This is a genomic window from bacterium (assembly GCA_040753555.1).
GTDB lineage: Bacteria > UBA9089 > UBA9088 > UBA9088 > UBA9088 > JBFLYE01.
In genome coordinates, this window is sequence record JBFMDZ010000053.1 from 1 (window position 1) to 12,727 (window position 12,727).

Below are 12,727 nucleotides of genomic sequence, written 5' to 3' on the forward strand. Positions count from 1 at the left end.
ATTTTGTCTTCTGAAATATCTTCTATCATTCTATCTATTATATATATCGGTTTTTAAGAGGGTTAAACTTTAGATTTTTTTTTTGGAAATTCAATTCCTATTGCAAGGTAGCGGAAAATGGGAATTTGGCATTATTGTATATATCTTCTATATCTATCTTTGGTAAAAGCACCTTTTTGATAAAATAGAAATCAATAAAGTCTTTAGGTTCTATTCTACTTACGATGGCACAAAATTTATTGGAAACAATATTGTTGATGGTATCTACTAAAAGATGATGTCTATTCTCAAATAAAATTATCGGTCTATCTTCCTTGTTTGAAAGTAAATCAATAACAAAATCAACCTTTGTTCCCTTGATAAGATAGGAGAGAAAATTGGGGCTTTCTTTAATCTTAACACAGTCTTGTAGCCACATCCTCTTTATCCAGAAATCTATATCACTAAGGTTTTGGGTGGAATCTATGGTAAAGAAATCAAGGTCATCGGATAACCTATGTTGCAGATAAAATAGAGAAAGTGCTGTGCCGCCGGTGAGAAAAAAGGAGCTCTCTATGCTTGAATTGGTAATAAGAGAAAGTAAAATCTCCCTCTCTACATCTGATGAATAGTATTTTTTATGTTCTATAAGATGTTCCATAAACCTCAAGAATCCTCTTCCATTTTTTGTAAGTATAGGGGGTTAATCTTAACTTAGACAATTCTTCCGCTATCTCATCTATTTTAAAATAACTCAGCGTATCCACTACTCTAGCATATTCAAGGAACCTTTTTAGTATCCAGGGATATAACTGAGACTTCTTATCCTTATTAAGGTGTTCTTTTAGCACAATTTCATCAGTAAATTGAGGATAATCCCAAAATACCGCCTTAAGATAATTCATAATTAACCCCAATCAGTATACTCAAAATCCTTTGGTTTGGCAAAGACTTTTCAGTTGAAACTTACCCATATCTTTTTAGCTAAAGAAAGGATTTTTGCATTTTGCATTTTTTATAAAACCTCTATATTCCTAAATCTTGTGGGTGATACCCCATGCCCTACATACATCCTCTGACCCGGTTGTCCCTTGCCACAATTTGGAAGGCCATAGATATGCCAATTTTCTTTATTACAAATGGCATCGCAGGAATTCCAGAAGATAGGCGTTATTCCCGTATATACAGGGTTTTTAAAAATCCTTCCCATTTTTCCTCCCTTTATCTCCCTTGCTACCTCACATCCAAATTGGAAATTGAGCCTTTTATTATCAATGCTCCAGCATTTGTTTGTCTCAAAGAATAAGCCATCATCTGTATCAGCTATCAAATCCTCTAATTTCCATTCGCCTGGCTCCAGGTTTATATTGGTCATCCTTATAAGTGGAATTCTACACCATCCATCTGCCCTCATTGTTCCATTACTTCTTTGTCCAACAATAGATGCTGTTTCCCTTGATGTTAAATATCCAACAAAAATTCCATTTTTTATAATTGGAATTCTCTGTGCTGGAATTCCCTCATCATCATAGCCAAATGTTCCTAATCCCTTTGGAATTGTTGCATCTGCAAAGACATTTACAATAGGAGAGCCGTATTTAAAGCTATTCATCTTATCAATTGTTAAAAAGCTACCTCCTGCGTATGCTGCCTCTGTTCCTAAAACCCTATCAAGCTCTATTGGATGCCCAATGGACTCGTGAATCTGCAAGGCAAGTTGGGCTTTGTCTAAAATAATTGTTTTCTTTCCATGTGGGCATTTCTCTGCCTTAAGCAATTCTATTGCCTCATCTGCTATTCTTTCTGCATTTGAAACAAAATCCATCTCTTCAATAAACTCATATCCGCCTGTTATAAAATCTCCACCAAAATTGTTTGGATAGGAGCGTGTTTGAACCTCACCATTGCTAACAGCATTACAGGTTATCCCACCTCCGCAACTTACAATCTTTTGGCAAATAAAAGAGCCCTCTGTATTTGCAAAGAATTTTTCTTCAGAAAAAGAGGAAATTGACCCCTCTTTTGTCTTTATTTTAGGATTTTTTCCCATAAGCTTATCAGATTGAAGCAAAAGCCCCACCTTATTTTCAACACTAATGCTAAATGGGTCTATCTTAAACGGCGTTTCATATCTATCTATAATTGGTTTATATCCTTCAAAAGAAATATCTTTTTCCTTAGAAAGCTTCGTGCTTTTTGCAATCTCTATAGCCTTTTTTACTGTATTTTCAGCTTCCTCTATCCTGGAGGACGATGCAAATCCCCAACAACCATCCTTTAAAACCCTTATTCCCAAACCCATTTCTTCACTATAAGAGGGATAAACACATCCATCCTTTACAGTAATAGATTCCGTCTTTCTAATTACAACCCTGGCATCTGAATACCCTGAACCAAGAAGATTTGCCCTATCAATTGCTTTCTTTAAAATATCTTCCATTTTAACCCCCGAGTGAAAAAAAGAGGGTTGCTTCTGCAACAAGCTCACCCTCTACATATGCCTTACCCTCAACTATTCCCACCTTTTTTCTAATCTTTACAGGTATTATCTCAAACCTTATCTGGTCTCCAGGGATAACAGGCTTTCTAAATCTAACATTATCCAGCCCAGCAAGATATACTAGCTTTCCCCTATTTTCTTCTTCTGACAAGAGCAAAACACCGGCTGTTTGAGCCATTGCCTCAATAATGAGAACACCTGGCATAACAGGGTTTCCTGGGAAATGTCCCTGAAAAAATTCCTCATTCATTGTTACATTTTTTATCCCAACAACCCTTTTCGCTTGCTCTATCTCAAGGATTCTATCCACAAGAAGAAATGGATACCTATGTGGAATTATCTCAAGGATTTCTTTTATATCCATCCCTCCTTCCCCTATCACTATGACCTCTTTATTTTTCATCATCTCATCTATCCTCCTTGCTAATTTTATATTTAGCGAATGTCCTGAACAATTGGCAATAATATGACCCTTTAATGGAATGCCCAAAAGGGAAATATCGCCAATTAAATCAAGGATTTTATGCCGAACAAATTCATCTTCATACCTTAATGGCTTGTTAATGATTTCATTATCGGAAACAACAATTGCATTTTCAAGAGAGCCACCCTTTATAAGACCTGCTTTGCGAAGGTTATCAACCTCCTCCAAGAAACCAAATGTTCTTGCTGGTGCTATATCATTTACAAAAGAATCTTTATCTATGTCAATCTCTAATGACTGTTCCTTTACAATAGGATGGTCAAAGGAAATTGTATACGATACCTTAAACCCATCATAGGGAAGGATAGAGATAAACCTTCCATCCTCCTTTATTTCAACAGGACCTGCAAAAGAGAGGCATTTTACCCTTGCAGATTGTTTTTTTATACCTGCAGACTTTATAAGCTCAACAAATGGAAGACAGCTTCCATCCATAATGGGTATTTCAGAGCCTGTAAGCTCTATAAATAGGTTTGTAATGGAAAATGAAGATAGGGAGGCAAGAAGATGCTCTATTGTCCTAATCTCTACCCCATCTTTTTTTAAGGAAATCTCCCTATACGATGATGAGATAAACATAAGCTTTGCAGGGATTCTTACATTGTCCATTATAAAAACAATGCCTGTATCAGGAGGGGCTGGTTTAAGAAAAGCTGTAATATCCTTTCCTGTATGTAGACCTATACCAGAAATGGATACCTCTCTATTTATGGTATTCTGTGTTAAATTATTCATCCTTTTATTTTTAATCAATCTTTATTGAAAAAAGGTTATGACCACTAAGCCAAGATGGATATGCTCTTTATCGTAAAAATAAGGTCTCACGCTCTAAAATAGAAATAGCTTTCTGGATACGAGAAACTTCTTCGCCTTCAAAATAGGCTTCTCCACATTGAGTACACACCCATGCTGGCAGAGCATCCCAGAGGATGTGATAACCTTGACGATTCACATCAAAGGGTGCTGTCAATTTGACCATCTTACCCTTACAATACATACATTCCATATCTATAACCTCCGTTTAAAATCAGAAGACCATTTGGTTGGGTCAGGAATATAAGCTGTTATTATTGCCAAATATTCTACCTTTGGAGAACAAACTATATGAATGGGACGAGCCGGTGGCTCATAGCAACATATCAAACAGCTATGTCCGCGTGGGTCTTCTGGATAATCCTCTATCACTTCACCCTCAAAGATTGCTTTTTCTATCTCCTCTTTTGAGATCATACGCTCAGGTCGTAACATTTATCTAATGGCATGAGGTAAATACAAAATCCGTTTTAATGCTGATTTCCTCGCCTCTTCAAAAATGTAATTTGACATTTACAAAAATTATAACTTAAGTTTTACTATAAAACAATGATTTTTCTTAAGAAGACATCAAAAATCATAAATTCTTTATTCCACCCACACATTTTCTCCTCCCACAACCTCAGCTAAATTTGCAAACATCCCCTCATCAAGCTTAATCTTTTCTCCTGCCAATAAAACCCTCTCTCCTTTATTTTTTCCAAAATGAAGATAAAATGGGCAATTACCAGAAAAGGAGGAGGTAATTTCTTTAATTTTATAGAGAATATCTTCACAAAGATTGCTTAAGCGAAGGTGTATTGTCGGCTTTCTTTCATCAAAGGATAAGACCTTATCTGCTATAACCTTTGGTTCTGTCTTTTTATCCACCCTTCCCTCCACAATAACAATTGTATCTTTTACAACCTTATTTTCAGAAATTTTGTAAGCTTCGGGAAACAAAACAACCTCAATTCCTCCTGTTAGGTCTTCTATCTCCATAAATGCCATTGCATCTCCTTTTTTTGTTTTTGCCTTCTTTACTTTCCGTATCATTCCAGCTATTGAGACAAAACAACCATCATCCTTATCAAAGAGGGAGGTTATGCTTCCATATCCTAAAAGCCTATTTTTATACCTTTCCAAAGGATGACCTGAGATATAAACGCCTGTTAGCTCCTTTTCAAGAGCCAGCTTTTGCATTTCATCCCATTCGGGAACATCTACAGGTTTTACTTCTTCTTCAAAAAGAGAAATTTGGTTTGTTTTTTTCCCATTTGTTTCAATAACCTTATCTAAAGCAAGAATAAGGCTTGCTCGCTTACCAAGACAATCAAATGCACCTGCCTTTATCAGGCTTTCAAGAACCCTCTTATTTACAAGCCTTGTATCAACCCTATTACAAAAATCAGAGAGGGAGGAAAATGACTCTTTCTTTCTTGCATTTACAATTGATAAAGCAGCCAATTCTCCTACATGCTTTATTGCTGTAAGGGAAAACCTTATATTTCCATCTTCAATAGCAAAATATGGATATGAACTATTTATATCAGGTGGAAGAATGGCAATCCCCATCCTTCTACACTCATTGATATAGGAAGCTACCTTATCCTGATTACTAAATTCATTTGTAATCAGAGAGGACATAAACTCCAAAGGATAATTCGCCTTAAGATAGGAGGTTTGGTATGCAATCAAAGCATACGCTGCAGAATGTGATTTATTAAAGCCATATTCAGCAAACCTTGCTATAAGGTCGTATATGCTTGAGGCAAGATGCTCTGAATGATTATGTTTTATGCACCCCTTTATAAATTCATCCCTCATCTTTCTCATCTTATCCTCTTGCTTTTTAGACATTCCCCTTCTTAGCTCATCTGCGGCTGACATAGAGAATCCTGCCAATGTTTCTGCAATCTGCATAACCTGCTCCTGATAAACTATAACGCCATATGTTTGAGCAAGAATTGGTTTTAACAAAGGCGTTGAATATTCTATTTTCTTTCTCTTATGCTTTCTCTCTATAAAATCATAAACCATACCAGATTTAAGTGGCCCTGGTCTATGTAAAGCAAGGAGAGCTATTAGGTCTTCAAAATTTGTTGGTTTTATCCTCTTTAATAAATCCTGCATTCCAGATGATTCAAGCTGAAATAAGCCAATGGATTCTCCATTTGAAAGAAGCTCATATGCCTTTTTATCATCAATGGGAATTTTCTTTATGTTTATCTCAATACCTCGTTTTTCCTTTATTAGCTTTATTGTATCATGGATTACGGTAAGATTAACAAGCCCAAGAAAATCCATTTTAAGAAGACCTATTGCCTCAATATCATCCTTTGAATATTGTGTTGCAATCCTTCCAGATGATGGGTCTTTGTATAGAGGAACAATATCTGTGAGGGGAAGAGAGCTAATAACTATGCCTGCTGCATGGGTTGAGGCATGCCTTGTAAGACCTTCAAGCCTAATTGCTATATCAATAAGCTCCTTTTTTTTTTCATCTTTATATTCCTCTTTGAAGCTTGGGATTTTAACCAATGCCTCATGTAGGGTAACACCTAGCTCCTCATTAAGCATTTTGGCAAGCTTATCACAATCAGTGTATGAGAAATCAAGAACCCTTCCAGTATCACGCAAAACCTGCCTTGCAAGCATTGTTCCAAAGGTAATTATCTGGGCTGTTTTATCAGAGCCATATTTTTTTGTTACATAGGAAAGAATCTCATCCCTTCTTTTATAACAAAAATCTATGTCAATATCTGGCATACTAACCCTATTTGGATTTAAAAATCTTTCAAATAAAAGGTTATATTTTAAAGGGTCTACATCTGTAATCCCAAGGCAATAGGCAACAATAGAGCCAGCAACAGAGCCTCTTCCTGGTCCTGTGGGAATTCCCTCTTTTTGTGCATATTGAATAAGGTCGTGAATAATAAGGAAATATCCTGCATATTTCATTTTTGAAATAACGGAAAGCTCATATTCAAGCCTTTTCATTGCTTGTTCATCATCTTCGTACCTCTCCTTTAACCCATTCATACATAACCTTCTTAAAGCTTCATCTGGCTCTTCATCCCCTGTTTCATAGTGTGGAAGATATAGGTTTCCAAATTCAAGCTCAAGGTTACAGGCATCCACTATTAAGTGCGTATTTTCTATGGAAGATGGACAATCTGAAAACAATTGCTTCATTTCATCCTCTGTTTTAAAATAAAGCTCTCTAGTTTGAAATTTTAGCCTTTTTTCTTCATTTATTTTTTTTCCTGTCTGGATACAGATAAGGACATCATGTGCAGGATAATCAGCCCTTTCTAAATAATGGATGTCATTTGTTGCAACAAGACCAATGGAGAGCCTTTTTCCTATCTCAATTAAACCCTTTCTTATAATTTCTTCCTCAGGCATATTGTGGTTTAAAAGCTCAAGATAAAAATTTCTGCTGCCAAATATATTAAGGTATTCATTTGCCTTTTTTTCTGCCTCATCAATTCTTCCATCTAATATAAGCCTTGGGATTATACCCTTTGTGCAACCAGATAAGGCAATTATTCCCTTGCTGTATTCCTTAAGAAGGCTTTCGTCTATCCTTGGCTTATAGTAAAATCCTGTAAGATAGCTTATGCTTACAAGCTTTATAAGGTTTTTGTAGCCATCCCTGTTCTTTGCAAGGAGGGTAATATGGGAAAGGGTCTCCTTCTGCCTTTCTTTTATATTATTACAAACATAAAATTCGCATCCAATTATAGGCTTTATGCCATGGGCAAGAGCTGTTTTGTAAAACTTTATAGCACCAAACATATTTCCATGGTCTGTTATAGCCAAAGCTGGCATTGAAAGGCTCTCTGCCTTTTTCACAAGGCTTTCAACCCTTATTGCTCCGTCTAATAAGCTATACTCAGAATGACAATGGAGATGGATAAATTTCATTTACAAAAATTATATTTAGCCAATTGGGTTAAGGCAAGGAAAAATAGGGCAAAGACTTTCTTAAGTTCGGGTATTTCCTCTCTATGTTCAAGCCGATCAGCCAAAACTCGCAAAGCCAATGTTTTGACTTTGGCAATTGCTTCTTGTTAGGTTTGCCCATAAACCATTACACCCGGTAAATCAGATACTTCGGCAATCCATCGGCCATCAATTTCTCTCTCAATTTCAATATACATTATTAGAAGTATAGGGTTTCTTAACCTTAGATCTCACCTGCCCGAGCGAAGCGTTGGAGAATTAGAACTCTACAAACTCTTCTGGATAGTGAGAAAGATCCAGTTTTTCTTCATCGGGAATAGGACGAATTCCCCACTGTTGCATAGCCAGGGCTCCAAAAAGCACCTCAATGGACTTGCCATCTTCATCATCGCCAATCTGGTCAATGACCATCGCGTGAGTGGAGATTAGGTGTCCTTCTACTTCTGCCTGAAGAAGTGCTGTTCTGTTGGTTTCTTTCACTTCTCCACCTAGTGCAGTTCGGATCGGGTGAGGCATTTCCGAAGTGGTAAGGACCGATGCAACCGTGGGGATTACATAAGTATTGCGAGCCCCCGTGTCGAACAATGTCCAACACTTCCGTCCGTCAATTTTAATCATCCGCCGTATTCTTCCCACAATGTACCTCCTTTTTGTTTCTATTTTGCTATAAAACACTCTGTTAATTTTTGCTGCCACCTAACCTTAGATTATCCTGCCTATTGGTAGTTTTATATTACTGCATTATAAGTTAGGCTATTTATAGAGTAGCATAAATAAAGTATTCTGTCAAAAAAATTTTAATACAAATTAGAAAATACTGGAAAATAACATCCTGCTATTAGACAAATACCTTCCTTTTGCAATTGTCCTCGCAAAAATTTACTCTTTTGGTTTTCCGTAAATAGCGGCAATTACCAATCCTTGCCAGAGGTTAGTAACAAGTCCACTGATTACCCAATAGCATATGACTGTTGGATTAATTACTGACCACATCCCAGCCATAACATTTCCTGGAAGTGTCCCGACTAACCAGACAAAAAGTCCAAAGCAGAGTCCTTTAAGCACACCTTTTCCTGGGATGCCTTTATATAGCAAGGCGTAAACTAATGCCATAAGGATAGCAAAAAGTATACCCAGCAGATTTGCCAAGGCCATAAATCCAGGTGTCATTGCTTCCGGACCTTTCCATACATTTGTTGGCTCAAGGGTATAGACCCAATTAAAAAGCCAGCCACAGGTTAACCAGCCCCAGATACTACCTAAAATACCTACTACTACACCAGCAAGTAACACTTTTCCCCTCTTCACCTAAATCACCTCCTTTTATCTTTCATTATATCATATCAGCAAGTATTTATCCAATTACATTTTTGAATCTAGTCTCTGTAAGCATTTTATGACACACAAAGCTACCATTTTCCTTTAACATCGGCTTTTTTGAATACAAACCCCTCTTTTAGTCTCTTTCTTATCCTTTTTTGCAGATAATCCCTTTTCATGCTTCTTATCACCTATTGCACAGCAAATGTGCTCTCTATCAATATTGTCAGCGGTTATAGTAATAATTTTAGGTAATGTCATATGTTCCTCCTTTTGTTTTTCACTGCCTAACGATAGAGTTCAGCGGCGGCGGGGAGAATTGCCACTAAACTTTATAAGCACGATTGCCCATTGAAATACTACAAAACTTTCAATCACGGCACAATCCCCCGACTACAACGATTCGTTAGGCATTTATTTTTATTGAATCTAAATAAAGTGTATCAGGACATATATCTTGTTCATGGGGCCAAGTAACGCTACCATGTAGAATTTTTACTTGGTTGAAATAATTCCTATTTTGGAGTTCTTTAAATACACCAAAATTTAGTAAATCTGAGCAATCGTAAATTTTCTCTTCTCCATTAGTGAAAACCAATATTAACTTATAATCATTAGTTGGTATAACTTTAGTGACTCTTGGATTCATAAAAGTTACCTCAAAGGATCAATTTTATAAGGCTGCTGACCTGATACAGCAAGCTCCCAATCTGCTACAAGCTCATCTTTATGCAACTCAATCCATGCCTGGAGAAGTTTCATTTTAGAATTTGGAATACTTCCATCTAAAACTTCACCCTCAGGAATAGCAATAATTACTTCATCATTTTAATACCTAACATGAATATGTGGTTTTGTATGCTGTTTATTATCTTTGAAATATATAGATAATGATTCCATAGAACATTGAGATTGATGGCATCTAATTTTCCTTATCTATATTTACCTAACCTTAGATTATCCTACCTATTGGCAATTTTATATTACTGCATTATAAATTAGGCTATTTATAGAATAGCATAAATAAAATATCCTGTCAAGAAAATTTTAAGGAATATGGCTGTTAGCTCATTTTCTGTCTAATATTTGGTATGTGTTTAGGTAGACGAGAAGAAGAAAGGAAGTTAAAATGAAAGAAAACACGAAATCCGAAGCACGAAGCACGAAACAATATCTAAATTCAAAATTCTAAACATTAGAGTTTTCAGAATGGTTTGTATCTATCAACTCCAACCAATATTTACTCTCTTTTGCTTCTTTACGGCAAATCTTTATTCTCATAACAAATAAATTATATTGTTTTGAATTTTCAATTTTAGTCATTTGAATTTGTTTTAAGATTTCGGATTTCGAATTTCGGATTTCATTTGTTCCATTAAAGCTAAACATTGTAATTGCAAAGGCTAGATTGCAAATTGTAAAATAAAAGAGAAATTTTAAAATTTTGATGTAGATTTGTTAATTTAAGAAAATTAAACAAAGCGTTTCTGGCTCTTTAATGAGGAAGCTCAACACATACAGAAAAATAAATGATAATGGATAGCCATAAAATTTTACAGATTGTCTTTATTTGCCTTCTTTTTGTAGGAAAAGGAGGAACACAGGAGATATTGAGTTTAGAAAATAGCATTAGCATTGCCTTAAAAAACAATAAATCCTTACAATTATCCCAAAAAAGAATAGAACAGGCAAAGGCAAGGTTAAAAGAGGCAAGGGCAAGTTGTTTGCCTATATTAAAACTTGACTCAAGCTATACACGGCTTGATGAGGCACCAACTATGGGTAGTATGAAGATTGGAGATGAGGATATGTATGAGATTAAAACCAGCTTCCAGCAACCCATATTTACTGGCGGTAAGATAAAGGCTGCCAATAAAATAGCAAGAGATAGCATCTCTGTTTCTGAATATGAATATAATGCCTGCAGGGCTGATGTAATGCTAAAGGTAAAAACCGCCTACTTTAGCCTTCTTAAGCTAAAAAAATTGCTTGAGGTTAGCAAAGAATCCCTTAAGCAGGTTGAAGCACATCTTAATGTTGTCAAGAGCTTTTATGATGCTGGTATGACAACTAAAGTAGATGTATTAAAGGCAGAGGTAAGCCTTAGTAATGCAGAACAAGGAGTAATTAAGTCGGAAAATGCTGTGAAATTACAAGAAGCCTCCTTTAATTCTCTATTGGGAAGGGATATGGATACACCCGTGGAGATTGTGGATGTTTTTCAGATTGAACCATTTGATATAGAGCTAAAAGCCTGCCTTAATAGCGCATATCAAAATAGGGATGATTTGCTGGCAGTAAAGAAAGAAGTGGAAATAGGCAAGGAAAATATTGCCATAGCAAAGGCTGATTATTATCCAAATATTGCACTTTTTAGCAATTATAGCTATCAAAAGGGGCAAAGTTATAAAACGGATTGGGAAGGAAGCTGGGTAGCGGGGATATTAGTAAATATTACACTTTGGGATTGGGGGGCAACAAAGGCAAAGATTGACCAGGCAAAGGAAGTCCTTGAACAAATAAAGGATAATGTGGAAATATTAAAGGATGGGATTGCTATAGAGGTAAAATCTGCCTATCTTTCTTTACAAGAGGCAGAAAAGACAATAAAGGTAGCAGAAAATCAGGTATCCCAGGCTGAAGAAGCATTCAGGATGGAAAAGGAGCGATATAAAGAGGGTATTTGCACATCTACGGATGTATTGGATGCCCAGGTTTTATTAACCCAGGCAAAAACAAATTATTACCAATCTTTGTATGATTACCATTTAGCAATGGCAAAATTGCAAAAAGCAACTTATCGTATCTAAAGGAATGGGCAAAAATTGGCATTCCAATAGGTCTTATATTTTTAATAATCTTCTTTGGCCTCCTGTTTTAATAAAAAAAGGATTTTTTCTATTTTTCTTATTGCAGATGCCCGATGGCTTACCTTATTCTTTTCTTCCAAACCAACCTCACCAAATGTTTTGTTAAATTCTGGATAAAAGAATATGGGATCATAGCCAAAGCCATTATTCCCTTTTGGCTCAAAAGAAATAAATCCTTCAACAATTCCCTCACTTGTCTTTAAAAACCCAGAAGGAGATGCAAGTGCGGCCACAGTCTTAAACCTTGCTTTTCTTTTTTCAAAAGGAACACCCTCAAGTAACTTAATAATTAGCCTATTCTTTTCATCATAGCTTATATCGCCTCCAAATCTGGAGGAATAGACACCTGGTGCACCATTTAGATAATCTATTTCAAGGCCTGAGTCCTCAGAGAGGGTAAGCATTGAAGAAAAAGCAGCATATTCAACCGCCTTCTTTATTGCATTTTCTTCTATTGTCTTTCCATCCTCAATAACATCTATCTCAAAAGGCAAAGAGGAAAGGAGAACAAATTCAATATTGGAGTCAATAATCTCCTTAATCTCCCTTATTTTATCAGGATTTTTTGTTGCTATAAGCATCTTCATTCGTATGTGTTGAGCTTCCTCATTAAAGAGCCAGAAACGAATTGTTTATTGTAAATTTTAAATTTCTATATTTCGCTACCTTTATCCAGAATTACCTTCTATACTCAAATAAAATTGGTTTTCAAGTGTCAACAACCTCTATTATCTGAAATTTTTTTGACAAGTAAGCTCTCTAATTCTCCTTTATAACTTCCAAAATTCTCAAAGAATTCATGAACTGCTGCCT

The 12,727-nt window shown here is 35.9% G+C and carries 13 protein-coding genes and 2 pseudogenes; 1 reads left to right on the top strand and 14 read right to left on the bottom strand.

Going from position 1 to position 12,727, the window contains the following annotated elements:
• Positions 1–97 precede the first annotated feature (97 nt).
• The 13 genes and pseudogenes from AB1630_05980 to AB1630_06040 form a co-directional block, all read right to left on the bottom strand.
• Entirely contained in the window at positions 98–640 is a 543-nt protein-coding gene (locus tag AB1630_05980) for a nucleotidyl transferase AbiEii/AbiGii toxin family protein (GenBank protein ID MEW6103350.1), read from the bottom strand.
• On the bottom strand, positions 618–884 hold the full coding sequence (locus AB1630_05985) for a hypothetical protein (protein MEW6103351.1): 267 nt from the start codon (positions 882–884) through the stop codon (positions 618–620). Before AB1630_05985 ends, AB1630_05980 begins: the two co-directional genes overlap by 23 nt.
• 110 nt (positions 885–994) lie before the next feature.
• Positions 995–2,419, bottom strand: a complete 1,425-nt coding sequence (locus tag AB1630_05990) for a TldD/PmbA family protein (GenBank protein ID MEW6103352.1) — start codon at positions 2,417–2,419, stop codon at positions 995–997.
• Between the two features lies 1 nt (position 2,420).
• A complete protein-coding gene (gene lpxC / locus AB1630_05995) occupies positions 2,421–3,698 on the bottom strand; it encodes a UDP-3-O-acyl-N-acetylglucosamine deacetylase (GenBank protein ID MEW6103353.1) in 1,278 nt (425 codons plus the stop codon).
• A 67-nt stretch (positions 3,699–3,765) separates the two neighbouring features.
• Positions 3,766–3,969 carry a YgiT-type zinc finger protein gene (locus AB1630_06000; protein ID MEW6103354.1) on the bottom strand — a complete coding sequence of 68 codons (204 nt, stop codon included), beginning with the start codon at positions 3,967–3,969 and terminating at the stop codon, positions 3,766–3,768.
• Positions 3,970–3,971: 2 nt separating this feature from the next.
• Entirely contained in the window at positions 3,972–4,193 is a 222-nt protein-coding gene (locus tag AB1630_06005) for a DUF4258 domain-containing protein (GenBank protein ID MEW6103355.1), read from the bottom strand.
• 171 nt (positions 4,194–4,364) lie between these two features.
• Positions 4,365–7,685: a DNA polymerase III subunit alpha gene (locus tag AB1630_06010; GenBank protein ID MEW6103356.1), complete on the bottom strand. Its 3,321-nt coding sequence runs from the start codon at positions 7,683–7,685 to the stop codon at positions 4,365–4,367.
• Positions 7,682–7,921, bottom strand: a pseudogene (locus AB1630_06015) (type II toxin-antitoxin system HicB family antitoxin). The gene AB1630_06010 and the pseudogene AB1630_06015 overlap by 4 nt, the downstream one beginning before the upstream one ends.
• A 61-nt stretch (positions 7,922–7,982) precedes the next feature.
• Complete coding sequence (locus tag AB1630_06020) at positions 7,983–8,342, bottom strand: aspartyl protease family protein (GenBank protein MEW6103357.1); 360 nt, start codon at positions 8,340–8,342, stop codon at positions 7,983–7,985.
• 261 nt (positions 8,343–8,603) lie between these two features.
• Positions 8,604–9,032: a hypothetical protein gene (locus AB1630_06025; protein MEW6103358.1), complete on the bottom strand. Its 429-nt coding sequence runs from the start codon at positions 9,030–9,032 to the stop codon at positions 8,604–8,606.
• A gap of 114 nt (positions 9,033–9,146) precedes the next feature.
• A complete protein-coding gene (locus AB1630_06030) occupies positions 9,147–9,305 on the bottom strand; it encodes a hypothetical protein (protein MEW6103359.1) in 159 nt (52 codons plus the stop codon).
• A 145-nt stretch (positions 9,306–9,450) separates the two neighbouring features.
• The gene (locus AB1630_06035; GenBank protein MEW6103360.1) at positions 9,451–9,693 is read right to left on the bottom strand and encodes a DUF2442 domain-containing protein; all 243 of its coding nucleotides are present in this window, start codon (positions 9,691–9,693) and stop codon (positions 9,451–9,453) included.
• A gap of 5 nt (positions 9,694–9,698) precedes the next feature.
• Positions 9,699–9,966: pseudogene (locus tag AB1630_06040) on the bottom strand (DUF4160 domain-containing protein).
• Positions 9,967–10,579: 613 nt separating this feature from the next.
• Here AB1630_06040 and AB1630_06045 point away from each other — a divergent pair.
• Positions 10,580–11,854 (top strand): TolC family protein, encoded by a 1,275-nt coding sequence (locus AB1630_06045; GenBank protein MEW6103361.1) that lies wholly within the window; start codon positions 10,580–10,582, stop codon positions 11,852–11,854.
• A gap of 41 nt (positions 11,855–11,895) precedes the next feature.
• On the opposite strand, the gene rdgB is transcribed toward AB1630_06045, so the two are convergent.
• Entirely contained in the window at positions 11,896–12,501 is a 606-nt protein-coding gene (rdgB, locus tag AB1630_06050) for an RdgB/HAM1 family non-canonical purine NTP pyrophosphatase (GenBank protein MEW6103362.1), read from the bottom strand.
• Positions 12,502–12,727 lie beyond the last annotated feature (226 nt).